We start from the raw sequence: 23,254 nt of genomic DNA, 5'->3' as shown, positions 1-23,254 counted from the left end.
TATTTCCTGGCTGTGAAGCAGTTAACAGCTCACAGCCAGCAATAGTGGCACTATAATGGCGCCATGAATCCAACAGGAGATGCCGCCATGGGCCAGCCGAAGTTGCTTGATACCCCGCTCTACGCGCTGCTGCATAAAGATGACATCCATGGCTTCAATCAGGAACGCCCCAAGGATGGCCCCATTGATATGCGTGGCGGTGACTTCCGCGGGCTCGACCTGCGCCACCTGGATGCCGAGGGCGTGGATTTTACCGACGCCTATTTCCGTTCGGCCGATTTGCGTGGCCTGGACCTGCGCGCTTGCGCGCTGGAAGGCGCCAGCTTGGCCCATGCGCAGATTTCGGGCACTTACTTCCCGCCTGAGCTGAGCGCTGACGAGATCCTGATGTCGGTCAATTTCGGCACTCGCCTGCGTTACCGCACCCGCTGACAACACGCCCTTATCCCCAGCTACGCGCAACGCGGGCTGGGGGCTTGCGCCACTCGCCGTCAATAATCCAGCGCCAGCCTTAGAAGCGTTTACATCGTTTCTGAGCAAAGAACTACGCTTTTCCTACTGAGCGCTACACTCCTTTCAGGCTTGCCTGGTCACGATACCCACCGAACCATTCGGCCGTCGCAAGGAGGCTTAATGAACGATGAGCTGCAACACCTGAAAAACCTTGGCAAGACCTCTGCGCAATGGCTGCATGCGGTGGGCATCCATAGCGCTTCAGACCTGCGTCGCCTGGGCGCCGTGGACGCCTATCGGGCGGTACGCAGTCGTGGCTTTCGGGCGTCCAAAGTCCTGCTGTATGCCATCGAAGGCGCATTGATGGATGTGCATTGGAACGATATTCCAACTGAGCGCAAGGAAGCCTTGAATCGCCAATTGGAAGTTTTGTCGGTACGCAACAAGAACTGAAACAGTCCGGAGCCCAGGATTTACGGGAATTTCAAACATGCGTTTGAGGAAAAGCCCCAGGGCGTAAAAACAAATATTGACTCTCAAATGAGAATCGTTATGATTATCACAACTGGTCGCGAGATCAGCCGATAACTGAAAGACCCTTGGTTCGGACTCTCAGTTTATCTCCTCATCAGGCTAATCACGGTTATTTGACCCGGCTCTTGCCGGGTCTTTTTTTGCCTGGGTTTTATGAACCCGGTACATCGCTGCAGCCACGACGAACCTCAGCGGGCAATGACCAATGGATGACCTAGTTCAGGATGGGGCTGCACCAGCACATCCAGGCCAAACACGGCCTTGAGCAGTTCCGGGCGCAATACCTGCGCCGGCGTACCCAGGGCATGGGGGCGGCCGTTTTCCAGCAGCAGAATGCGGTCACAGTAGCGCGCCGCCAGGTTCAGGTCGTGGAGGATCACCAGCACAGCCGCGCCACGATCAGCAAAGCTGCGGATCGCCTGTAAGGTGGTGTGCTGGTGCAGCGGGTCGAGCATCGACGTCGGTTCGTCCAGCAATAATGTCTGCCCCGCCTCGCCCGGCCAGAGCTGCGCCAGCACTCGCGCCAGGTGCACACGCTGGCGCTCGCCGCCAGACAAGGCCAGGTAACTGCGCCCGCTCAAGTGGCTCACGTCAGCGGCCTGCAAGGCGGCGTCGATGATTTCAGCGTCGCGCGCCCGACCGGTCTGATGGGGCAGTCGTCCCATGCCCACCACTTCCTCGACGCGAAACGCGAAATCCAGGGTCGACACCTGTGGCAGCACCGCCAGCCGCTGGGCCCGTTGCGCACCCTGCCAATCCTTGAGTTCGCGGTCATCCAGCCAGACCTGGCCTTCATCCGCCTGCAACTGCGCGCACAACGCGCCCAGCAACGTACTTTTGCCGGCGCCATTGGGGCCAAGCACACCCAGGACTTCACTGGGCTTCAGGTCCAGGGTCACGTCGGTCAATACGGTTTTGCGACCGCGGCGGATCTGCAGGTTTTCCACTCGCAGCATCAGGCGCGCCCTCGCAACAGCAGGTAAAGAAAAAACGGCGCGCCAATAAAGGCGGTAACAATGCCAATGGGCAACTCAGCGGGCGCCAGGGCCAGGCGGGCCACCAGGTCGGCGAATAACAACAGGCTCGCCCCCGCCAGCACCGAGGCCGGCAGCAGCACGCGATGATCCGGCCCCGCCAGCAGGCGCACCAGATGCGGCACCACCAGCCCGACAAAACCAATCAACCCCGCTGCGGCGACCGCGGCGCCAACCCCCAGGGCCGTGCAAAACACCAGCTCACGCTTGAGCCCCTCGACATTGATCCCCAGATGACTGGCTTCCGACTCCCCGAGGAGCAAGGCATTGAGCGCCTTGGCCCGGCGCGGCAGCCACAGCGCCACCCCGGCACTGACCAGCAGCAACGGCCACAGCCGCGAGTAACTGGCGCCATTGAGGCTGCCGAGGTTCCAGAACGTCAGGGTGCGCAAGGTGGCGTCATCCGCCAGGTAAGTGAACAGGCCCACCGCCGAGGCCGCCAGGGCGGTCAGGGCGATACCGGCCAACAGCATGGTTGCGACATTGGTCTGGCCATCACGCCGCCCCAGGCGATAGACCAGCGCCGTCACGCCCAAGCCACCGAGGAATGCACACAGCGACAGCAGATACGGCCCCACCGCATCCGGCAGGCCACCAAAGGCCGCGCCGCCGACGATAGCCACCGCCGCCCCGAGCGCGGCGCCACTGGACACACCAACCAGCCCCGGGTCGGCCAAGGGGTTGCGAAACAACCCCTGCATGGCCACCCCCGACAGCGCCAGCACCCCGCCGACCGCCAACCCCAACAAGGTGCGCGGCAAACGGATCTGCCCCAGAATCAACTCTGCCTGCTCCAGCCCCTGAGCCTCAAGGGGCACGCCAAGCAAGCGTAACGCGGCGCGCAATGTGTCGAGCAACGGCAGGCTGACAGGCCCCAAAGCCAAGGACAGCCAGATCGCCAATACACACAACAGGCTCAGGCCTATAAACAGGGCGCGTGGTTTAACCAGAGTGGTCATGGGGCGGCTTGGGTTTTAGCGGGGTAGAACCCGGCGGACAAGGCTTGCAGGCTGGCCGGCAACCGTGGGCCCAGGCCCCCGACCAACAAGGTGGGGTCCAACTCAACGACCCGACCGGTCTTGGCCGCCGAGGTGTTCGCCAGAATCGGATTTTCCTTGAACAAGGCTGCGCGGGCCGCCTCGCCACTCAGGGCACGGTCGGAGAACACCAGCACTTCAGGGCTCAGCCCCGCCAGGGACTCCACCGAAAACGGCTTGTACCCGGTGTGCGTCGCCAGATTGCGCCCACCGGCTTGTTGCAGTACCCAATCGGCGGCGGTGTCCTTGCCGGCGATCAATGGCTTGCCGCCAGCATGCCCGAGCACCAACAGCACGCCTGGGGCCTTTTGCCGGGTTTGCGCCTGGGTCACGGCGTTTTTTTGCAGGTTTAGTTGCTGTTGATACGTACTGAACAGTGCCATGGCCCGATCTTCAGCCCCCAGCAGCGTGCCCAAGTGTTGCAGGTTGCCTTGCAGGGTCGGTAAGTCAGGCTGTGCGGAAAACAGCTCCACTTGCACCCCGGCATTGCGAATCTGCGCCAGCACCGGGGGCGGTCCCATTTCCTCAGTGCCCACCAGGATTTGCGGGCGCAGGCTCAAGATCCCTTCGGCCGACAGCTGGCGCTGGTAACCGATACTGGGTAATGCCTTGAGCGATTGTGGGTGCTGGCTAGTGGTGTCGACGCCCACCAGCTTTGACTCGCCCCCCAGGGCCACCACCCACTCCGACAACGCCCCGCCGGCGCTGACCCAGCGTTGTGGCGGTTCAGCGGCTTGCGCCACGTGGTTGACCAGCAGTCCGACAACAAGCGCAATAGCGCTGGTACTCAGGCGCATAAAAGGGTTTCCTTCCAGGGGGTGGAGCCAGTCATGCGACCGTCTGAGCACGCAGTCAGCTAACAGGCGAAGCCGGCATTTGATAATTGTTTGCATTTGAACGTCAAGCACCGGGCTCACCCGCAAACCCTGGATCACTCTACAGCCCTTGACCCGCACCACCTGAGAACGCTTATGAAGTTTCTATGCCCCTCCCACGAACTGGCACCCGACAGCAGCCGCGGCTTCGATATCGACGGCCGCAAGCTGTTTGCCGTGCGCCGCGAAGGCCGGGTGTATTTCTATATCAACCGCTGCCCTCATCGCGGCGTTCCGCTGGAATGGCAGCCGGACCGCTTTCTCGATCCCAGCGCGAGCATGATCCAATGCGCCACCCACGGCGCGTTGTTTCTGATCGAAAACGGTGAGTGCGTGGCCGGCCCGTGCGCGGGCCAAAGCCTCAGCCCCCTGCCCGGCCGCGAAGACGCACAGGGGTTGTGGGTGCAACTCTAGTCGTTGAGCAACACCGTCAATGGCCGATCAATATAGATTTGCTGCGCCCCCACCTGCACGCCGTACGCCAGGACTTCCACCCCGGCAGCTTTGGCTTCACGCAGTGCCGCCGCGTAGCCCGCGTCGATTTCCTCGGCCGGCCTTACGCTGTCGATGCCCGACAGGTTCACACAGTACAACTGCACCGCCCGCACGCCGCTGCGGGCCAAATGCGCCAATTCGCGCAAATGCTTGGCCCCACGCTGAGTCACCGCATCGGGAAACGCCGCGACAGAGGTGCCGTCAAACCCCAGGGTGACACTTTTGACTTCGACATAGGCCGCGCCGTCGGGATAGTCCAGGCGAAAGTCGATGCGGCTTTTTTCCTGGCCATACGGCACTTCACGCTTTAGTCCGGTAAAGCCATTGAGCTCGGTGATCACCCCGGCATGCAGCGCTTCTTCGACCAACGGGTTGGCACGTGCGGTGTTGACGCACGCCAGGCGACCCTGGGGCGTTTCAGCGATTTCCCAGGTGCCCGGCAGCTTGCGCTTGGGGTCGTTGGAGCGGCTGAACCAGACTTGTCCGCCCTCGACCATGCAGTTGAACATCGAGCCCGTGTTCGGGCAGTGAATGGTGAGCAACTCGCCGGTAGCGGTTTCGATATCGGCCAGAAAACGCTTGTAGCGGCGAATCAGCCGACCTTCTTCGAGGGGAGGATGAAAGCGCATCAGCCTTGCCAGCTCCGCAAACCACGGGCAATCCGCTCCACCGCTTCCTGTAGTCGATCAAGATTTTGCGTGTAGGCAAAACGCACATGATGCCCCGCCTGGAAGCGACCAAAATCCAACCCGGGCGTGAATGCCACGTGTTCGGTTTCAAGAAAATGCCGGCAAAATGCAAAGGCATCGCCACCAAAGGCGCTGATATCGGCATACAGGTAAAACGCCCCTTCAGGCTCGACCGCAATACCAAAACCCAATTCGCGCAAAGCCGGTAGCAAAAAGTCACGCCGGCGACCGAATTCGGCCCGTCGCTCTTCAAGGATCGCCAGAGTCTGCGGGGTAAAGCAGGCCAATGCCGCATGCTGGGCCATGCTCGGCGCGCTGATGTACAGGTTCTGCGCCAGCTTCTCCAGTTCGCCCACGGCTGCAGGGGGCGCCACCAGCCAGCCCAGACGCCAGCCGGTCATGCCGAAATACTTTGAAAAACTGTTTAAGACAAACGCCTCGTCATCCACTTCCAGCACGCTGGCCGCGTCAGTGCCGTAGGTCAGGCCGTGATAGATCTCATCCACTACCAGGTGGCCGTTGCGGGCCTTGATCGCGCTGGACAGGCCCGCCAGTTCATCACGGGTCAGGATGGTCCCGGTCGGGTTGGCCGGCGAAGCGACCAAGGCCCCCACGCTGTCCTGATCCCAGTAGCGCTCCACCAGATCGGCAGTCAGTTGGTAGCGCACCTCGGGGCCGACCGGCACCAGTTGCGCCGCACCTTCCACCAAGCGCAGGAAATGCCGGTTGCAGGGGTAGCCCGGGTCCGCGAGTAGCCAATGCTTGCCGGGGTCCACCAGCAGGCTACTGGCCAGGAGCAAGGCCCCGGAGCCGCCCGGGGTGATCAGGATGCGCTCGGGGTCGATACTCAAGCCATAACGCTGCTGGTAGAAGCCACTGATGGCCTCGCGCAGTTCCGGCAAGCCACGGGCGGCGGTGTAGCGGGTTTTGCCGTTGGCCAGCGCGGCCTGGCCGGCCTGGATGATCGGTTCGGCGGTGGTGAAGTCCGGCTCGCCGATTTCCAAATGAATCACATCATGGCCTGCGGCCTGTAGCTCATTGGCCCGCGCCAGTAACGCCATGACATGAAAAGGTTCGATAGCTCGACTGCGAGCACTGTAGGGCTGAGCCATTAGCCTTCCTTAACAATGAGGACAAAATCGGGATTCTACCGAACCCGCGAGGTAAAACATGCTCTATTGCCTGCCTGGCCCAGGGCAATGAGCCGGGCAAGCACCTGCAAAACGACTAAAATCAACATTCGAGACAATGCATACCCAGCCATTGCCGGTCGCAGCAGTTTGCAACCCCGGCACGACGGGCCTCGACAACCGGGAGTGGCGCACCCCGAAGCTATCTGGTAAGTTCGCCCGCTTGCAGCCGCAGGGCCGGCAGGTGTCGGTGATGTTGCAATCCTGCGCAATGGATTAGAAGAGTGAGAGGCGGTCTATTCATGTCCACCCAAGCAAAGCAACAGCAGACTCAAGGTCTCGGCGGCTTCGAACCTTACGTAGAAAAGAAGGGCGAAGAATACATGGGCGAGCCCATGCGCGAGCACTTCACCAAGATCCTGAACAAGTGGAAACAGGACTTGATGCAGGAGGTCGATCGTACCGTTGGCCATATGAAGGACGAAGCAGCCAACTTTCCTGACCCGGCAGACCGTGCCAGCCAGGAAGAAGAATTTGCCCTGGAATTGCGTGCGCGCGATCGCGAGCGCAAGTTGATCAAGAAGATCGACAAGACGCTGCAACTGATCAAGGACGAAGAATACGGCTGGTGCGAATCCTGTGGCATCGAGATCGGTATTCGTCGCCTGGAAGCCCGTCCTACCGCAGACATGTGTGTGGACTGCAAGAACCTTGCAGAAATCAAGGAAAAACAGGTCGGCAAGTAATCCCTGCCCGGCCGAACAAATGGGGCGTGCAAACGCCCCATTTTTGTTTCTGGGGTTTGGCGGTTTTCCAGTAATATCCAGGCCATGACAGCCTCTCCTTATATCGGGCGTTTCGCCCCCACCCCCAGCGGCCATTTGCACTTCGGCTCCCTGGTTGCAGCCCTCGCGTCCTATCTCGACGCCCGCGCCAATCAAGGCCGCTGGCTGATGCGCATGGAAGACCTCGACCCTCCCCGTGAAGAGCCCGGCGCCCAGGCGGCGATCCTGCATGCTCTGGAAAGCTATGGTTTTGAATGGGACGGGGAACTGGTCCGACAAAGCGAGCGGCATGATGCCTACGCCAAAGTCCTGAACGACATGTTCAACCATGGCCTGGCCTACGCCTGCACCTGCTCACGCAAGCAACTGGAACCGTATAACGGCATTTACCCGGGCCTGTGCCGCAACGCCGGCCACGCTCAGCAGGATGCTGCCATTCGCCTACGGGTTCCCGAACTGGAATACCATTTCACTGACCGCGTACAAGGCCAATTCCGACAACACTTGGGCCGCGATGTAGGCGATTTCGTCATCCGCCGCCGCGACGGCCTGTATGCCTACCAACTGGCGGTGGTGCTCGACGATGCCTGGCAAGGTGTCACCGATATCGTGCGCGGCGCCGACCTGCTGGACTCCACGCCGCGCCAGCTGTACCTGCAAGAACTGCTGGGCCTGCGCCAGCCGCGCTACCTGCATGTACCGCTGATCATCCAGCCGGACGGTAACAAGCTGGGTAAATCCTACCGCTCGCCGCCGCTAACGCCCGACCAGGCCACACCTCTGCTACTCAGGGCCCTGCGCGCCCTCGGCCAGCAGCCGGGGGATGAGCTGCTCCACGCCAGCCCACAGGAACTGCTCGGTTGGGGCATCCGGCACTGGGATGCCACCCGGATCCCGCGCACACTGACCCTGGCCGAAGCGCAATTGCACTGAAGACGCTTGCAGCCTGCCAACCATCCGTTAACATCGCCGCAGTTTTTCAATCAGAGGCCAACATGTACATCTATCGATTGGTCCTGCTGCTGGTCGTCGGGATCTACCTGTTTTCTCCCGCCATCATGGACTGGTGGATCGACGCCACGGGCGCCTGGTATCGCCCCTATCTGCTGTGGTTGATCCTGATCGTCGTGACTTTCATCCTGCAGAGCCAAAAAGATGCCGATGAGCTTTAGCCTGACCCAGATGCTGCTGATCAGCGCCGCCTACCTGGCCGCGCTGTTCGGGGTGGCCTGGATCAGTGAGCGTGGGATGATCCCGCGGGCGATCATTCGCCACCCGCTGACCTACACCTTGTCCCTGGGCGTCTATGCCAGCGCTTGGGCGTTCTATGGCACGGTGGGCCTGGCCTACCAATATGGCTATGGGTTTCTTTCCAGCTACCTCGGGGTATCCGGGGCCTTCCTGCTGGCGCCGGTGCTGCTGTACCCGATCCTGAAAATCACCCGCACCTACCAACTGTCGTCGCTGGCTGACCTGTTTGCCTTCCGCTTTCGCAGCACCTGGGCCGGCGCGCTGACCACGATCTTCATGCTGATCGGCGTGCTGCCGCTGCTGGCCCTGCAGATCCAGGCAGTGGCCGATTCCATCGGTATTCTTACCCACGAGCCGGTGCAACATCGGGTGGCCCTGAGCTTTTGTGCGCTGATCACCCTGTTCACGATTTTTTTCGGCTCGCGGCATATCGCCACCCGGGAAAAACACGAAGGCCTGGTGTTTGCGATTGCCTTCGAGTCGGTGATCAAGCTGATCGCCATCGGTGGCGTGGGCTTGTACGCGCTGTACGGGGTGTTCGACGGCCCGCAACAGCTTGAGCTGTGGCTGCTGCAAAACCAGACCGCCCTCGCCGCCCTGCACACCCCGCTGCAGGAAGGCCCCTGGCGCACGTTGCTGCTGGTGTTCTTTGCCTCGGCCATCGTCATGCCGCACATGTACCACATGACCTTCACCGAGAACCTCAACCCGCGTTCGCTGGTCAGCGCCAGCTGGGGCCTGCCCCTGTTCCTGTTGCTGATGAGCCTGGCGGTGCCGCTGATCCTCTGGGCCGGGCTGAAACTGGGGGCCACCACCAACCCGGAATACTTCACCCTCGGCATCGGCATCGCCGCCAACAGTAAATCCCTGGCGCTGCTGGCCTATGTCGGTGGGTTATCGGCGGCCAGTGGCTTGATTATCGTCACCACCCTGGCGCTGTCGGGCATGGCCCTCAACCACCTGGTGCTGCCGCTGTATCAGCCGCCCGCCGAAGGCAATATCTACCGCTGGCTGAAATGGACACGCCGCGCGCTGATCGTGGCCATCATCATGGCCGGCTATGGCTTCTACCTGCTGATGGCGGCCGAGCAAGACCTGGCCAACCTCGGCATTGTGGCCTTCGTCGCCACCTTGCAGTTCCTGCCGGGGGTGTTGTCGGTGCTGTACTGGCCAACCGCCAATCGGCGTGGATTTATCGCCGGGCTGCTGGCGGGGATCCTGGTGTGGCTGGTGACCATGCTGCTACCACTGGTCGGCAACCTGCAGGGTTTCTACATCCCGCTGCTGAACATGATCTACGTGCTGGATGACACCAGTTGGCACATGGCAGCCATCGCCTCGCTGGCGGCCAACGTACTGATGTTCACCCTGATCTCCCTGTTCACCAACGCCAGCCCCGAAGAAACCAGTGCGGCCGAAGCCTGCGCGGTGGATAACGTACGCCGCCCGCAACGCCGCGAACTGCATGCCGCCTCGCCCCAGGAATTCGCCACGCAACTGGCCAAGCCCCTGGGCGCCAAGGCTGCACAAAAGGAAGTGGAACAGGCACTGCGCGATCTGTACCTGCCTTTCGACGAGCGCCGCCCCTATGCCCTGCGCCGCCTGCGCGACCGCATCGAGGCCAACCTGTCCGGGTTGATGGGCCCCAGCGTGTCCCAGGACATGGTCGAGACCTTCCTGCCCTACAAGGCCGGCGGCGAAAACTATGTAACTGAAGATATCCACTTTATCGAGAGCCGGCTGGAAGACTACCACTCACGCCTCACCGGCCTTGCCGCCGAACTCGATGCCCTGCGCCGCTACCACCGCCAGACCCTGCAGGAACTGCCCATGGGCGTGTGCTCCCTGGCCAAGGACCAGGAGATCCTGATGTGGAACAAGGCCATGGAAGAGCTGACCGGCATCGCCGCCCAGCGCGTGGTCGGCTCGCGCCTGACCACCATCGGCGATCCCTGGCGCGAGTTGCTGCAGGGCTTTATCAACCTGCCCGACGAACACTTGCACAAACAGCACCTGGCCCTGGATGGCCAGACCCGCTGGCTGAACCTGCACAAAGCGGCCATCGACGAACCCCTGGCCCCAGGCAACAGTGGCTTGGTATTGCTGGTCGAGGATCTCACTGAAACCCAGATGCTCGAAGACAAGCTGGTGCATTCCGAGCGCCTGGCCAGTATCGGGCGCCTGGCGGCAGGCGTGGCCCACGAGATCGGCAATCCGATCACCGGTATCGCCTGCCTGGCGCAGAACCTGCGCGAGGAGCGCGAAGAAGACGACGAAATCACCGAAATCAGCGGGCAGATCCTCGAGCAGACCAAACGCGTCTCGCGCATCGTGCAATCGCTGATGAGCTTCGCCCATGCCGGCGGCCACCAGAATCACGATGAAGCGGTGTGCCTGGCCGAAGTCGCCCAGGATGCTATTGGGCTGCTGGCCTTGAACCGGCGTAATTTCGAAGTACAGTTCTATAACTTGTGCGATCCGGAACACTGGGTGGTCGGCGACTCACAACGCCTGGCCCAGGTGCTGATCAACCTGCTGTCCAATGCCCGCGACGCGACACCCGCCGGCAGTGCGGTAAGGGTCAAGAGCGAGGCTTACGAGCACACGGTAGACCTGATCGTCGAAGACGAAGGCAGCGGTATTCCACAGAACATCATGGACCGATTGTTCGAACCCTTCTTCACCACCAAGGATCCTGGTGAAGGTACCGGTCTGGGCCTTGCACTGGTCTATTCCATCGTTGAAGAGCATTATGGACAAATCACCATCGACAGCCCGGCTGACACCGAAAGCCAACGCGGCACCCGTATTCGGGTGACCTTGCCGCGTCATGTCGAAGCGACGTCCGCTGTGAACTGAGACCGTCGAGAGAATTGAATCAATGCCGCACATTTTGATCGTCGAAGACGAAACCATTATCCGCTCTGCCTTGCGTCGCCTGCTTGAACGTAATCAGTACCAGGTCAGCGAAGCCGGCTCGGTGCAGGAAGCCCAAGAGCGTTTCAGCATTCCCACATTCGACCTGATTGTCAGTGACCTGCGCCTGCCTGGCGCGCCCGGTACCGAACTGATCAAGCTGGGCCAGGGCACGCCGGTGCTGATCATGACCAGCTATGCCAGCCTGCGCTCGGCCGTAGACTCCATGAAGATGGGCGCGGTGGACTACATCGCCAAGCCCTTCGACCACGACGAAATGCTCCAGGCCGTGGCGCGCATCCTGCGTGACCGCCAGTCCACCAACAGTGCCCCGGCGGAACGGCCGGCCGGCAAGGCCGCCAGCGACAAACCCGGGGTCGACAACAGCAATGGCGAAATCGGCATCATCGGCTCCTGCCCGCCCATGCAGGACCTGTACGTCAAGATCCGCAAGGTTGCGCCCACGGACTCCAATGTCCTGATCCAGGGCGAGTCCGGCACCGGCAAAGAGCTGGTGGCCCGCGCCCTGCACAACCTGTCCAAGCGCGCCAAGGCCCCGATGATCTCGGTGAACTGCGCGGCAATCCCCGAATCCTTGATCGAATCCGAACTGTTCGGCCACGAGAAAGGTGCCTTTACCGGCGCCAGCGCCGGACGCGCCGGCTTGGTGGAAGCGGCGGACGGCGGCACGCTGTTCCTCGACGAAATCGGTGAGCTGCCCCTGGAAGCCCAGGCACGCCTGCTGCGCGTATTGCAGGAAGGCGAGATTCGCCGGGTCGGCTCGGTGCAGTCACAAAAAGTCGATGTGCGCCTGATCGCCGCGACTCACCGGGACCTGAAGAGCCTGGCGAAAATCGGCCAGTTCCGCGAAGACCTGTATTACCGCCTGCACGTAATCGCCCTCAAGCTGCCGGCCCTGCGCGAACGCGGTGCCGACGTCAACGAGATTGCCAATGCATTCCTGTTGCGCCAGAGCGCGCGCGTCAACCGTACCGACCTGACGTTTGCGGCCGACGCCGAGCAAGCTATCCGCCACTATTCGTGGCCAGGTAACGTGCGCGAGCTGGAAAACGCCGTGGAGCGGGCTGTGATTCTTTCGGAGAGCCCGCAGATCTCCGCCGAGCTGCTGGGCATTGATATCGAACTGAGTGACCTGGACGATGACGACTTCATTGGCCTGGCACCACAACAGGGCGGCAGTAACACCAGCCATGAGCCTACGGAAGACTTGTCCCTGGAAGACTACTTCCAGCACTTCGTCCTGGAGCACCAGGACCATATGACCGAGACCGAACTGGCGCGCAAACTGGGCGTCAGCCGCAAGTGCCTGTGGGAACGGCGCCAGCGCCTGGGCATTCCACGGCGCAAGACCGGGGTTGCCAGCGAAAGCTGAGGTCAACTCACATTGGGTAACACCCCAAACGTGAAAAAACTGTTACCTCAGATATTCACGTAACAAAAAGCCGGGGCTTACGGTAACGAAGCCCCGGCTTTTTTTCGTCCTCCAAACACCCAAAACCCGGCCAACCCCCTGATTTTGCTGGGGCTCGCAAAAGTTGGCACGCACCCTGCTATATGCTTAGTACAAGAACAATAAAAAGCACCGTACACACACAATAAAAATAAGACGAATCGACTCACGCACAATAAAAACAACACGGCGGAGGCGCAGCTAACTGATTCTTTTGGAGAGGCGTTGCATTTGGGGCTTGCCCCGCAACCAGGCCGAGAACAACAAAAACTGCCCTAAGGCAGAGCCTGAACTGGTTGGATCATTGATCATCGCAACACAGCGACCAAAGCAATCCGTTTGCTCTTGACTCCCGATTGGGAGTGTCATGAAGGTCAAATCTCATGGCGAGGGCGATCAACAAAAACAAGAAGCCCGAAACCAATAATAAAAATAGAGCACGCAACTACTTTCTGGGGGAGCTTCGGCTCCCCTTGTAGTTTCTGCGATTTGAGCGCCACACCGGCTTATTTAAGCATCTGGCTCAACGCTTGCAGCTAGTTCCTACACCATCCCCTGACTAAATGCTAGAATCCCGGCCCATCATGCGGTCATTCTTCGTTATGGCCGAACATTCCTTCAAACAGTGCATCCCATGCTGAAGAAGTTGTTCCAGTCATTCCGTTCCCCCTTGCGTCGTACGCAACACATTCGCAGCACGCCTGAAGTGCTCAACAGCAATCAACATTCGCTGCAGCGCGCCCAGTTCAGCCGTTATGCGGTGAACATCGTCGAACGCCTGCAGAACGCTGGCTACCAGGCCTACCTGGTCGGTGGTTGTGTGCGCGACATGTTGCTCAACATCACTCCCAAGGATTTCGACGTCGCCACCAGCGCCACGCCTGAACAAGTGCGCGCCGAGTTTCGCAACGCGCGGATCATCGGTCGGCGCTTCAAGTTGGTGCATATCCACTTTGGTCGCGAGATCATCGAGGTCGCCACCTTCCGAGCAGGCCACCCGCAAAACGATGAAGAGGAAGACAGCAACCAGTCTTCCCGCAACGAAAGCGGACGCATCCTGCGGGACAATGTGTACGGCACCCTGGAAGAAGACGCGCAACGCCGCGACTTCACCATCAATGCCCTCTATTACGATCCGGTCAGCGAGCGCATCCTCGATTACGCCAACGGCGTACACGATATTCGCAACCACCTGATCCGCCTGATCGGCGACCCTACGCAGCGCTACCAGGAAGACCCGGTGCGCATGCTGCGGGCCGTGCGCTTTGCCGCCAAGCTGAACTTCGGCATCGAGAAACATACGGCCGCGCCGATTCGCGAGCTGGCGCCGATGCTGCGGGAAATCCCTTCGGCACGCCTGTTCGAGGAAGTGCTCAAGCTGTTCCTTTCCGGGCATGCCGCCGACACCTTCGAAATGCTGGTGGACCTGCAGTTGTTCGACCCACTGTTCCCGACCAGCGCCGATGCACTGGAGCACAACCCCACGTACACCCACACGCTGATCAGTGAAGCGTTGATCAACACTGACCTGCGGATCAAACAGAACAAACCGGTGACCCCGGCGTTCCTGTTTGCCGCCCTGCTCTGGCCGGCACTGCCCGCCCGCGTGCTGCGCCTGCAGAACCGTGGCATGCCGCCGATTCCAGCGATGCAGGAAGCGGCGCACGAGTTGATCGCCGAGCAATGCCAGCGCATCGCAATCCCCAAGCGTTTCACCATGCCGATCCGCGAGATCTGGGACATGCAGGAACGCCTGCCACGGCGCAGTGGCAAACGTGCCGACCTGCTGCTGGACAACCCGCGCTTCCGTGCCGGCTATGACTTCCTGCTGCTGCGTGAAAGCGCCGGCGAGCAGACTGATGGCCTGGGCGAATGGTGGACCGACTACCAGGACGCCAATGACAGCGAACGTCGCGAGATGATTCGTGAACTGAGCAGCAAAGGCGAACCCACTGGCGACGGCCCGAAAAAGCGCCGCCGCAGCAGCGGTAGCAAACGCAAGCGCAGTGCCGCCGATACCTCTGGCGAATAAGCACCGTGGAGCGTATCTACATCGGTATGGGCAGCAACCTCGCTGCCCCGCAACAGCAATTGCGCAACGCCATCGAGGCGTTGGCGCAGTTGCCGAACACCACATTCGTCGGTGTTTCTGCCTTCTACCAAAGTGATTCCCTGCTTCCCGGCCAGCCCCGCTATACCAATGCGGTGGCGGCGCTGGACAGTACCCTCGCGCCACTGGAACTGCTGGATGCGCTGCAAGCCATCGAGAACGACCAGGGCCGCGAACGCCTTGAGCGCTGGGGCCCGCGCACCCTGGACCTGGATATCCTGCTGTTTGGCGATCGCCTGATTGATGAGCCGCGCCTCAAGGTGCCTCATTACCAGATGCATCTAAGGGCTTTTGTGTTGTATCCACTTGCCGAACTGGCACCGGCCACTTTGCAACTGCCTGACGGCCGCCTACTCAGTGATCTGCTCGATCAATGCCCATTCGTCGGCCTGGAACGCCTGCCTCCTGCTTGACTCAAGCCCTGTGGGCGCTGGCCGAGCACGCCTTTTACCTGCTGAATCGCATCAGTAACAGCGGTAACACCCCGCTCGTAACAATGCGGTAACACATCCAATTGACTTCCAGAGTCCTCCTCACGACTATAGGCGTCCCGCTGCCGCCAACCCGGCGCTGAAGGGCGCAATCCAGGCCTTATAAGCACTGCTCTGAAGAAAGTGCGCCTGTATAAACGAAGACTCACGCGCGTTACTCGCTGTTTCCAAGCGCCTGAACGAGGACCCTTTTCATGCCAGACATTACCCTGACCACCTTGCAGAGCCTCAAACTCAAGGGTGAAAAAATCACCATGCTGACCTGCTATGACGCCACGTTCGCCCAGGCTTGCTGCCAGGCCGGGGTCGAGGTGTTACTGGTGGGCGACTCCCTGGGCATGGTTCTTCAAGGGAATGACAGCACCCTCCCCGTCACCACCGATGAACTTGCCTACCACACCGCCAGCGTCAAGCGCGGTAACGAAGGCGCCTTTATCATCGCCGACCTGCCGTTCATGGCGTACGCAACGCTTGAGCAGACCTTCCAGAACGCCGGCAAGCTGATGCAGGCCGGGGCACATATGATCAAGGTCGAAGGTGCCTTGTGGCTTGCCGAGTCGATCCGATTGTTGGCTGAACGCGGCGTTCCGGTATGCGCACACATGGGCCTCACGCCACAGTCCGTCAATATCCTGGGTGGCTACAAGGTCCAGGGCCGTAATGAAGCCCAAGCCCGGCAGATGCGGGCCGACGCCATCGCCCTGGAGCAGGCCGGCGCTGCAATGATTGTGCTCGAGTGCGTGCCTAGCGAACTGGCGGAAGAAATCACCCAGGCGGTGAAAATCCCGGTGATCGGCATTGGCGCCGGCAGCGCGACCGACGGCCAGGTCCTGGTGCTGCATGACATGCTCGGCCTGAACCTCACCGGCCGCGCCCCCAAATTCGTGAAGAACTTCATGACCGGCCAGGACAACATCCAGGCCGCGCTGAGCGCCTATGTGGCTGAAGTCAAAGCCGTTACCTTCCCTGGCCTCGAACACGGATTCTCTGCATGAACACCGTAAAAACCCTGCGCGAACTGCGGGCCGCCGTCACTCACGCGCGTAACGCCGGCAAGCGCATTGGCTTCGTGCCGACCATGGGCAACCTGCATGCCGGCCACGCTACGCTGGTGACACGCGCCGCCGAACAAGCCGACTTCGTGGTGGCGAGCATTTTCGTCAACCCACTGCAGTTTGGCGCCGGTGAAGACCTGGACAAGTACCCGCGCACTCTGGCCGCCGACCAGGAAAAGCTGCTGGTGGCGGGCTGCAACCTGCTGTTCGCCCCCACCGTCGACGAGATGTACCCCGACGGCATGACGGTGCAGACCCGGGTCAGCGTGCCGCAACTGTCCGAAGGCCTGTGCGGCGCCAGCCGCCCGGGTCACTTCGAGGGCGTGGCGACGGTGGTGAGCAAACTGTTCAACATGGCCCAGCCCGACCTGGCGGTGTTCGGGCAAAAGGACTACCAGCAACTGGCGGTGATCCGCGCCATGGTGCGCGACCTGAACATGCCGATCCAGATCATTGGCGAGCCCACCGTGCGCGCCGAGGACGGCCTGGCGCTGTCCTCGCGCAACGGTTACCTGACTGAAGAACAGCGCGCCATCGCCCCGGTGCTGTACCGCAGCCTCCGTCATATCGCCACCGCCATTGAAAACGGCGACCGCGACTTCGCCAAGCTGCGGGCCGAGCAGGTCCAGCACATCGAGGCCGCCGGCCTGCGCATGGACTACCTGGAAGTCTGCCAGGGCCAGCATCTGCGTCCGGCAACCGCCGAGGATCGTGATGTGGTGATCCTGGTCGCCGCGTACCTGGGCGCAACACGGTTGATCGACAACCTGCACCTCAACCTCAGCGCTTAAGCCTGGCAATCTCCCCATGTGGGAGCGGGCTTGCCCTCGATGGCGGACGGTCAGTCGATGTATTTGTCGCTGACCCAGCACCATCGCGGGCAAGCTCGCTCCCACATTCAGTTTTTAGCGCCTCCCAGGCCCCGGTATAAAAAAGTACCGGCTTGCGCGCAGACAAAGCCAAGACATATCGACACGCTAGGTTTAATGTAATCGCCCGGCGTTATAGTTAGCGCTGTCTGGAACCCAAACCTTGATACAAAACTGGATGTTCCGGGTTTAGAAGTGTCCTAAAAGCAGTCCCAGTAATAAAAAGGAAACCCGCAGCGATGGCGTATTACCGCACCCCTCATGACGTTACCGCTCTGCCCGCCTGGCAAGCGCTCAATCAACATCGCCAAGCCATGCAGGATTTCAGCATGCGCGAAGCGTTTAATGCCGATCCCCAGCGCTTTACCCAGTTCACGTTGAGCAGCTGCGGACTTTTCCTCGATTACTCGAAAAACCTGATTACCCCTGAAACCCGCGACCTGCTGGTGGGCCTGGCCAACGAAGTCGATCTCAAAAGCGCAATCAAGGCGCTGTTCGATGGCGAGCCGGTCAACTCTTCGGAAGGTCGTCCGGCGCTGCACACCGCACTGCGCCGCCCGGTGGGCGACAAGTTGTCGGTCAACGGCACCAATATCATGCCCGACGTGCACAAGGTGCTGAACCAGATCACCGACCTGGTGGGCCGCATCCATGACGGCCTGTGGCGTGGCTACACCGAGAAGCCGATCACCGACGTGGTCAACATCGGCATCGGCGGTTCGTTCCTCGGCCCAGAGCTGGTCTCCGAGGCACTGTTGTCCTACGCCCATAAAGGCGTGCGCTGCCACTACCTGGCGAATATCGATGGCAGTGAATTCCACGAGCTAACCCAGAAGCTGCGCGCCGAGACCACGCTGTTTATCGTCTCGTCGAAGTCCTTCAACACCCTGGAAACCCTGAAAAACGCCCAGGCCGCCCGCGCCTGGTACCTGGCCCAGGGTGGCTCGGAAGCCGAGCTGTATCGCCACTTTATCGCCGTGTCGAGCAACAACGCGGCGGCCGTGGCCTTCGGTATCCGTGAAGAGAACATCTTCCCGATGTGGGATTGGGTCGGCGGCCGTTACTCGTTGTGGTCGGCCATCGGCTTGCCAATCGCCCTGGCCATTGGCATGTCCAACTTCAAGGAACTGCTGTCGGGTGCCTACACCATGGACCAGCACTTCCAGACCGCGCCGTTCGAGGCAAACATGCCGGTGCTGCTGGGCCTGCTGGGTGTGTGGTACGGCAACTTCTGGGGCGCCCAGAGCCACGCGATCCTGCCGTACGACCACTACCTGCGTAACATCACCAAGCACTTGCAACAGTTGGACATGGAATCCAACGGCAAGAGCGTACGCCAGGACGGCACGCCGGTTTCCACCGATACTGGCCCGGTTATCTGGGGCGGCGTGGGCTGCAACGGTCAGCACGCGTACCACCAGTTGCTGCACCAGGGCACCCAGTTGATCCCGGCCGACTTCATTGTGCCGATCGTCAGCTTCAACCCGGTCTCCGACCACCATCAGTGGCTGTATGCCAACTGCCTGTCCCAGAGCCAGGCGCTGATGCTCGGCAAAACCCGCAGCGAAGCCGAAGCAGAGTTGCGTGACAAAGGCATGGCCGAAGACGAAATACAAAAGCTGGCGCCGCACAAGGTGATCCCGGGCAACCGCCCGAGCAACACCCTGGTGGTGGAGCGGATCAGCCCGCGCCGTCTGGGCGCGCTGGTGGCGATGTATGAACACAAAGTATTCGTACAAAGCGTCATCTGGGGCATCAACGCCTTTGACCAATGGGGCGTGGAGCTGGGCAAGGAACTGGGCAAGGGCGTCTACAACCGCCTGACGGGCGCCGAGGAAACCTTGGCCGACGATGCCTCGACCCAAGGCTTGATCAACTACTTCCGTGGTCGTCACCGCGGTTGATGTGATCGGCACTACAATCAGGGATTGAACCTGCACAAGCGCCCCCTGGGGGAGCTGGCTTGCCAGCTCCCCCAGGGACCAGCCTTGAACTCTTGTCTCTATAACAAGAAGAGGGATCCCTAATGTTCGATATCAGCCAGTTTCCCCATGCCGATGCAGTGCGCCGGGGCGCGCAACTCAGTCAAGAGGGCTACCAGCGCCTCTATCGGCAATCCATCGAACACCCCGATACGTTCTGGGCCGAACAGGCCAAGGCGCTGCTCGACTGGATCACGCCCTGGCAGACCGTCCAGCACTGCGATATCAACACCGGCGCCGCGCAGTGGTTTGCCGGTGGCCAGTTGAACGTCAGCTACAACTGCATTGACCGTCACCTGGCGCAACGCGCCGATCAGCCGGCCTTTATCTGGGAAGGCGATGATCCTGCAAAATCTTCCAAAATCACCTACCGCCAACTTCACCAAAACGTCAGCCGCCTGGCCAATGTGCTGAAAAGCCGTGGCGTGAAAAAAGGCGACCGGGTGTGTATCTACATGCCGATGATTCCGGAAGCCGCCTACGCGATGCTGGCCTGCACGCGGATTGGTGCGGTGCATTCCGTGGTGTTTGGCGGGTTCTCACCGGATGCCCTGCGCGACCGTATCCTGGATGCCGACTGCCGCACCGTGATCACCGCCGACGAAGGCGTACGCGGCGGTAAACCGGTGGCGCTGAAAAAGAATGTCGACAAGGCCCTGGCCAGCTGTCCGAATGTCACGACGGTGCTGGTGGTGGAACGAACCGGTGCGGCCGTAGCCTGGACTGAAGGGCGCGACCTCAAGTACCAACAGGCGGTGGACGCGGTCAGCGACGCATGCCCGCCCGAGCCGATGGCTGCCGAAGACCCGCTGTTTATCCTCTATACCTCCGGCAGTACCGGCAAGCCCAAGGGCGTGCTGCACACCACCGGCGGCTATCTGCTGCAAGCGGCGATGACCTTCAAATACGTGCTCGATTATCGCGAGGGCGAAGTGTTCTGGTGCACCGCCGATGTCGGCTGGGTCACGGGCCATAGCTATATCGTGTACGGGCCGCTGGCCAATGGCGCCACCTCCCTGATGTTCGAGGGTGTGCCGAGCTACCCGGACAGCTCGCGCTTCTGGCAGGTGATCGATAAACATCAGGTGAATATTTTCTACACCGCGCCCACCGCCCTGCGGGCCTTGATGCGCGAGGGTCATGGCCCGCTGGAAAGTACGTCCAGGGCCAGCCTGAGATTGCTCGGCAGTGTCGGCGAACCGATCAACCCGGAAGCCTGGGAGTGGTATTTCAACGCCGTCGGCGAGCAGCGCTGCCCGATTGTCGATACCTGGTGGCAGACCGAGACCGGCGGCATCATGCTCAGCCCGCTGGTCAGCGCCCAGCGCATCAAGCCCGGCTGCGCGACCCAGCCGATGTTTGGGGTGCAGCCGGTATTGCTCGACGAGCAGGGCAAGGAAATCAGCGGCGCCGGCAGCGGCGTCCTGGCGATCAAAGCAAGCTGGCCGGGGCAGATCCGCAGCGTGTATGGCGACCCGCAGCGGATGATCGACACCTACTTCAAGCCCTACCCCGGCTACTACTTTACCGGCGACGGTGCGCGGCGCGACGAGGATGGCGACTACTGGATCACCGGGCGCATTGATGACGTGATCAACGTCTCCGGCCATCGCATCGGCACCGCCGAGGTGGAAAGCGCGCTGGTGCTGCATGACAAAGTGGCCGAGGCTGCCGTCGTCGGCTACCCCCATGACCTCAAGGGCCAGGGCATCTATGCGTTTGTCACACCGATGAATGGCGTCGAGCCCAGCGATGCGCTGAAAAAACACCTGCTGGACCTGGTCAGCAAGGAAATCGGCGGCTTTGCCAAGCCGGAGCTGATCCAATGGGCGCCGGCCTTGCCGAAAACCCGTTCAGGCAAGATCATGCGGCGTATCCTGCGCAAGATCGCCTGCAACGAACTGGACAGCCTGGGCGATACCTCGACCCTGGCCGATCCGAGCGTGGTCGACGGCCTGATCGACAAGCGCCTGAACCGATAGGAACCCCCAAGCCACCATGGAATTTCTGCGCAACCGTATCGAATCCCAACTGATGAGCCTGACGGGGCTGTCCCTGGGCAATCTGGACCTGGAAAGCCCCAAGGGCGACCCAGGGCTGTTCGGCCCGGACTCGGTGAGCTGGAAGGTCCATGGTGACTTCAGCAGCATGCTGATCGGGGGTATCAGCGCCTTGATGTTGCAGGCGCTTCATCCCCTGGCGCTGGCCGGTGTGTGGGACCATTCGAATTTTCGCCAGGACATGCTTGGGCGTTTGCGCCGCACTTCGCAGTTTATTTCCGGTACTACGTTTGGCTCGCGCCGCGACGCGTTATGGCTGATCGAAAAGGTGCGCACCATCCACCTGCAAGTGGTCGGGCACGCACCTGACGGGCGCCCCTACGCGGCCAGTGATCCTGAATTGCTGACCTGGGTTCACGTCGCCGAAGTCAGCAGCTTTCTGGCGGCGCATTTGCGCTACAAAAACCCGGATCTATCGCCCAGAGACCAGGATCGGTATTACAGCGAGATTGCCCTGGTCGCCGAACAACTGGGGGCTCGCCACGTGCCGCGTTCAAGGCAGGAAATTGCTGATTACCTGCAACGTATTCGCCCACAACTGCTGTGTGACGAACGCAGCCGCGAAGTACTGCGCCTGTTGCTCGATGCCCCGGCTCCCAGCGCCCTGGCCAAGCCGTTCGGGGCGCTGATGATGCAGGCCGGGATCGACCTGCTACCGGACTGGGCGGGTGACATGCTGGGTCAACAGCAAAGCCCGCTGCAACGCCAACTGATCCGCGCCGGGGTCAGGCGCAGCGCGCCGCTGCTGCGCTGGGCGATGCGCAATGGTTCGGTGCAACGGGCCCACAGGCGGATGGGCCTGCTGTAACGACACACACCCTGTGGCACCTGGCCTGCCCGCGATACTGATCGACCTGCACCCGCGCCATCGCCGGCAAGCCGACGCCCACAGGAGCTGTTAAACTTGCGCGCTTAAATTCCCCAGCAAGGCGCGCTCCATGTCGTCCCTGAATCAGGCGCTGCGCGCCGCCCTCGATCACCGCCAAGACCTGCTCGCCGAGCTGCATGCCCAAGGCACCGATTGCTATCGGCTGTTTCATGGCAGCCAGGAAGGCGCGGGGGGCCTGACCATCGACCGTTACGGCCCGCAATTGATGGTGCAGAGCTTTCACCAGTCCCTGGACAGCGATGCGCTCCTGCAATTGCACCTGACGATCAACCAGTACCTGGGCCTGGAGTTGCTGCTGGTCTATAACGACCGCTCCCGAGGCAACTCGCGTATCGACCGCGAAGACACGGTGTACCGCGCCGAACCTGCGGCCCTGGAAGACCTGGTTGGCCACGAATGGGGCCTGAACTATCGCGTGCGCGGTCGCCACCCGGGGCAGGACCCGCTGCTGTTCCTGGACCTGCGCAATACCCGCGGCTGGGTCAAGGCGCACAGTGCCGGCAAAAGCGTGCTGAACCTGTTTGCCTACACCTGCGGCGTCGGCCTCAGTGCAGCGGCCGGCGGGGCCCGCGAGGTGTGCAACCTGGACTTCGCCGAGGGCAACCTGGCAGTCGGTCGCGAAAACGGCGAGTTGAACCCGCAACTGCCAGCCATGACGTTTGTACAGTCCGATTACTTCCCGGCAATCCGCCAACTGGCCGGGCTGCCGATCACCCAGCGTCGCGGGCAAAAACTGCCGAGCTACCCGCGCCTGGAGCAACGTCAATATGACCTGGTGCTGCTCGACCCACCCGCCTGGGCCAAGAGCGCCTTTGGTACCGTGGACCTGATGCGTGACTACCAGAGCCTGCTCAAGCCGGCATTGCTGGCCACCGCGCAAAACGGTGTACTGATCTGCTGCAACAACCTGGCAAAGGTCAGCATGGATGACTGGCGCGAGCAGGTCTTGCGCTGTGCTGAAAAGGCCGGCCGCCCCGTACGCGACTGGACAGTGATGACACCCGGCGCTGACTTTCCCTCACAAGACCAGCAGCCGCCGCTGAAGACCCTGATCCTGCAGTTGTAGGATTGCCCTGAAAGAACCTGTCTGGCGTAATAAAGGCGCGGTTCTTCGGAACCGTAAACCCG

At 61.3% G+C, this 23,254-nt stretch carries 21 protein-coding genes; 16 read left to right on the top strand and 5 right to left on the bottom strand.

Going from position 1 to position 23,254, the window contains the following annotated elements:
- Window positions 1-87: 87 nt before the first annotated feature.
- Window positions 88-432: a pentapeptide repeat-containing protein gene (locus HU773_RS04815; protein WP_057960641.1), complete on the top strand. Its 345-nt coding sequence runs from the start codon at window positions 88-90 to the stop codon at window positions 430-432.
- Window positions 433-633: 201 nt separating this feature from the next.
- Window positions 634-906 carry a TfoX/Sxy family protein gene (locus HU773_RS04810; protein WP_057440152.1) on the top strand — a complete coding sequence of 91 codons (273 nt, stop codon included), beginning with the start codon at window positions 634-636 and terminating at the stop codon, window positions 904-906.
- A gap of 269 nt (window positions 907-1,175) precedes the next feature.
- Here the strand turns inward: HU773_RS04810 and HU773_RS04805 are convergent, their stop codons facing one another.
- The 3 genes from HU773_RS04805 to HU773_RS04795 are packed head-to-tail and all read right to left on the bottom strand — an operon-like array spanning window position 1,176 to window position 3,855.
- Entirely contained in the window at window positions 1,176-1,943 is a 768-nt protein-coding gene (locus HU773_RS04805) for a heme ABC transporter ATP-binding protein (RefSeq protein WP_057440153.1), read from the bottom strand.
- Entirely contained in the window at window positions 1,943-2,980 is a 1,038-nt protein-coding gene (locus tag HU773_RS04800; protein WP_057440154.1) for a FecCD family ABC transporter permease, read from the bottom strand. The genes HU773_RS04805 and HU773_RS04800 overlap by 1 nt, the downstream gene beginning before the upstream one ends.
- Window positions 2,977-3,855 carry a heme/hemin ABC transporter substrate-binding protein gene (locus HU773_RS04795; RefSeq protein WP_057960642.1) on the bottom strand — a complete coding sequence of 293 codons (879 nt, stop codon included), beginning with the start codon at window positions 3,853-3,855 and terminating at the stop codon, window positions 2,977-2,979. The genes HU773_RS04800 and HU773_RS04795 overlap by 4 nt, the downstream gene beginning before the upstream one ends.
- Before the next feature lie 174 nt (window positions 3,856-4,029).
- Here HU773_RS04795 and HU773_RS04790 point away from each other — a divergent pair, with 174 nt between their 5' ends.
- On the top strand, window positions 4,030-4,347 hold the full coding sequence (locus HU773_RS04790) for a Rieske (2Fe-2S) protein (protein WP_057960643.1): 318 nt from the start codon (window positions 4,030-4,032) through the stop codon (window positions 4,345-4,347).
- Here HU773_RS04790 and sfsA read toward each other — a convergent pair.
- Window positions 4,344-5,057: a DNA/RNA nuclease SfsA gene (gene sfsA / locus HU773_RS04785; RefSeq protein WP_057440157.1), complete on the bottom strand. Its 714-nt coding sequence runs from the start codon at window positions 5,055-5,057 to the stop codon at window positions 4,344-4,346. The genes HU773_RS04790 and sfsA overlap by 4 nt on opposite strands.
- Window positions 5,057-6,229 (bottom strand): pyridoxal phosphate-dependent aminotransferase, encoded by a 1,173-nt coding sequence (locus tag HU773_RS04780; protein WP_057960645.1) that lies wholly within the window; start codon window positions 6,227-6,229, stop codon window positions 5,057-5,059. Before HU773_RS04780 ends, sfsA begins: the two co-directional genes overlap by 1 nt.
- Before the next feature lie 320 nt (window positions 6,230-6,549).
- Here HU773_RS04780 and dksA point away from each other — a divergent pair, with 320 nt between their 5' ends.
- The 13 genes from dksA (at window position 6,550) to HU773_RS04715 (ending at window position 23,192) form a co-directional block, all read left to right on the top strand.
- The gene (gene dksA / locus HU773_RS04775) at window positions 6,550-6,993 is read left to right on the top strand and encodes an RNA polymerase-binding protein DksA (protein ID WP_057440158.1); all 444 of its coding nucleotides are present in this window, start codon (window positions 6,550-6,552) and stop codon (window positions 6,991-6,993) included.
- A gap of 84 nt (window positions 6,994-7,077) precedes the next feature.
- Entirely contained in the window at window positions 7,078-7,965 is an 888-nt protein-coding gene (gluQRS, locus tag HU773_RS04770) for a tRNA glutamyl-Q(34) synthetase GluQRS (protein ID WP_057960646.1), read from the top strand.
- 62 nt (window positions 7,966-8,027) lie between these two features.
- Complete coding sequence (locus HU773_RS04765; RefSeq protein ID WP_003176118.1) at window positions 8,028-8,204, top strand: hypothetical protein; 177 nt, start codon at window positions 8,028-8,030, stop codon at window positions 8,202-8,204.
- Window positions 8,188-11,142 carry a sensor histidine kinase gene (locus HU773_RS04760; RefSeq protein ID WP_170045325.1) on the top strand — a complete coding sequence of 985 codons (2,955 nt, stop codon included), beginning with the start codon at window positions 8,188-8,190 and terminating at the stop codon, window positions 11,140-11,142. The genes HU773_RS04765 and HU773_RS04760 overlap by 17 nt, the downstream gene beginning before the upstream one ends.
- 22 nt (window positions 11,143-11,164) lie before the next feature.
- A complete protein-coding gene (locus HU773_RS04755; protein ID WP_057960648.1) occupies window positions 11,165-12,592 on the top strand; it encodes a sigma-54-dependent transcriptional regulator in 1,428 nt (475 codons plus the stop codon).
- Window positions 12,593-13,304: 712 nt separating this feature from the next.
- Window positions 13,305-14,702, top strand: coding sequence for a polynucleotide adenylyltransferase PcnB (locus HU773_RS04750; RefSeq protein WP_186625363.1), 1,398 nt, complete (start codon window positions 13,305-13,307; stop codon window positions 14,700-14,702).
- Between the two features lie 5 nt (window positions 14,703-14,707).
- Window positions 14,708-15,193: a 2-amino-4-hydroxy-6-hydroxymethyldihydropteridine diphosphokinase gene (gene folK, locus HU773_RS04745; protein ID WP_057440161.1), complete on the top strand. Its 486-nt coding sequence runs from the start codon at window positions 14,708-14,710 to the stop codon at window positions 15,191-15,193.
- A 272-nt stretch (window positions 15,194-15,465) separates the two neighbouring features.
- Window positions 15,466-16,266, top strand: a complete 801-nt coding sequence (gene panB, locus HU773_RS04740) for a 3-methyl-2-oxobutanoate hydroxymethyltransferase (RefSeq protein ID WP_057960650.1) — start codon at window positions 15,466-15,468, stop codon at window positions 16,264-16,266.
- Complete coding sequence (gene panC / locus HU773_RS04735; protein WP_186625361.1) at window positions 16,263-17,117, top strand: pantoate--beta-alanine ligase; 855 nt, start codon at window positions 16,263-16,265, stop codon at window positions 17,115-17,117. The genes panB and panC overlap by 4 nt, the downstream gene beginning before the upstream one ends.
- Window positions 17,118-17,434: 317 nt before the next feature.
- Window positions 17,435-19,099, top strand: a complete 1,665-nt coding sequence (gene pgi / locus HU773_RS04730; protein WP_057440163.1) for a glucose-6-phosphate isomerase — start codon at window positions 17,435-17,437, stop codon at window positions 19,097-19,099.
- 122 nt (window positions 19,100-19,221) lie between these two features.
- A complete protein-coding gene (gene acs, locus HU773_RS04725; RefSeq protein WP_186625359.1) occupies window positions 19,222-21,159 on the top strand; it encodes an acetate--CoA ligase in 1,938 nt (645 codons plus the stop codon).
- A gap of 16 nt (window positions 21,160-21,175) precedes the next feature.
- Window positions 21,176-22,045, top strand: coding sequence for an oxygenase MpaB family protein (locus HU773_RS04720; RefSeq protein ID WP_057440165.1), 870 nt, complete (start codon window positions 21,176-21,178; stop codon window positions 22,043-22,045).
- A 130-nt stretch (window positions 22,046-22,175) separates the two neighbouring features.
- Entirely contained in the window at window positions 22,176-23,192 is a 1,017-nt protein-coding gene (locus HU773_RS04715) for a class I SAM-dependent rRNA methyltransferase (protein WP_057960653.1), read from the top strand.
- The last annotated feature ends 62 nt before the right edge of the window (window positions 23,193-23,254 follow it).

This window comes from Pseudomonas shahriarae, from assembly GCF_014268455.2.
In the GTDB taxonomy this organism is placed as follows: Bacteria; Pseudomonadota; Gammaproteobacteria; order Pseudomonadales; family Pseudomonadaceae; genus Aquipseudomonas; species Aquipseudomonas shahriarae.
This window is presented reverse-complemented; position numbering and strand designations above follow the sequence as displayed.

Excerpts from the sequence above, each read along its gene's own strand:
- HU773_RS04815 (WP_057960641.1), top strand. The coding sequence starts at position 88 with ATGGGCCAGCCGAAGTTGCTTGATACCCCGCTCTACGCGCTGCTGCAT.
- HU773_RS04810 (WP_057440152.1), top strand. The coding sequence starts at position 634 with ATGAACGATGAGCTGCAACACCTGAAAAACCTTGGCAAGACCTCTGCG.
- HU773_RS04805 (WP_057440153.1), bottom strand. The coding sequence starts at position 1,943 with ATGCTGCGAGTGGAAAACCTGCAGATCCGCCGCGGTCGCAAAACCGTA.
- HU773_RS04800 (WP_057440154.1), bottom strand. The coding sequence starts at position 2,980 with ATGACCACTCTGGTTAAACCACGCGCCCTGTTTATAGGCCTGAGCCTG.
- HU773_RS04795 (WP_057960642.1), bottom strand. The coding sequence starts at position 3,855 with ATGCGCCTGAGTACCAGCGCTATTGCGCTTGTTGTCGGACTGCTGGTC.
- HU773_RS04790 (WP_057960643.1), top strand. The coding sequence starts at position 4,030 with ATGAAGTTTCTATGCCCCTCCCACGAACTGGCACCCGACAGCAGCCGC.
- sfsA (WP_057440157.1), bottom strand. The coding sequence starts at position 5,057 with ATGCGCTTTCATCCTCCCCTCGAAGAAGGTCGGCTGATTCGCCGCTAC.
- HU773_RS04780 (WP_057960645.1), bottom strand. The coding sequence starts at position 6,229 with ATGGCTCAGCCCTACAGTGCTCGCAGTCGAGCTATCGAACCTTTTCAT.
- dksA (WP_057440158.1), top strand. The coding sequence starts at position 6,550 with ATGTCCACCCAAGCAAAGCAACAGCAGACTCAAGGTCTCGGCGGCTTC.
- gluQRS (WP_057960646.1), top strand. The coding sequence starts at position 7,078 with ATGACAGCCTCTCCTTATATCGGGCGTTTCGCCCCCACCCCCAGCGGC.
- HU773_RS04765 (WP_003176118.1), top strand. The coding sequence starts at position 8,028 with ATGTACATCTATCGATTGGTCCTGCTGCTGGTCGTCGGGATCTACCTG.
- HU773_RS04760 (WP_170045325.1), top strand. The coding sequence starts at position 8,188 with ATGCCGATGAGCTTTAGCCTGACCCAGATGCTGCTGATCAGCGCCGCC.
- HU773_RS04755 (WP_057960648.1), top strand. The coding sequence starts at position 11,165 with ATGCCGCACATTTTGATCGTCGAAGACGAAACCATTATCCGCTCTGCC.
- HU773_RS04750 (WP_186625363.1), top strand. The coding sequence starts at position 13,305 with ATGCTGAAGAAGTTGTTCCAGTCATTCCGTTCCCCCTTGCGTCGTACG.
- panB (WP_057960650.1), top strand. The coding sequence starts at position 15,466 with ATGCCAGACATTACCCTGACCACCTTGCAGAGCCTCAAACTCAAGGGT.
- panC (WP_186625361.1), top strand. The coding sequence starts at position 16,263 with ATGAACACCGTAAAAACCCTGCGCGAACTGCGGGCCGCCGTCACTCAC.
- pgi (WP_057440163.1), top strand. The coding sequence starts at position 17,435 with ATGGCGTATTACCGCACCCCTCATGACGTTACCGCTCTGCCCGCCTGG.
- acs (WP_186625359.1), top strand. The coding sequence starts at position 19,222 with ATGTTCGATATCAGCCAGTTTCCCCATGCCGATGCAGTGCGCCGGGGC.
- HU773_RS04720 (WP_057440165.1), top strand. The coding sequence starts at position 21,176 with ATGGAATTTCTGCGCAACCGTATCGAATCCCAACTGATGAGCCTGACG.
- HU773_RS04715 (WP_057960653.1), top strand. The coding sequence starts at position 22,176 with ATGTCGTCCCTGAATCAGGCGCTGCGCGCCGCCCTCGATCACCGCCAA.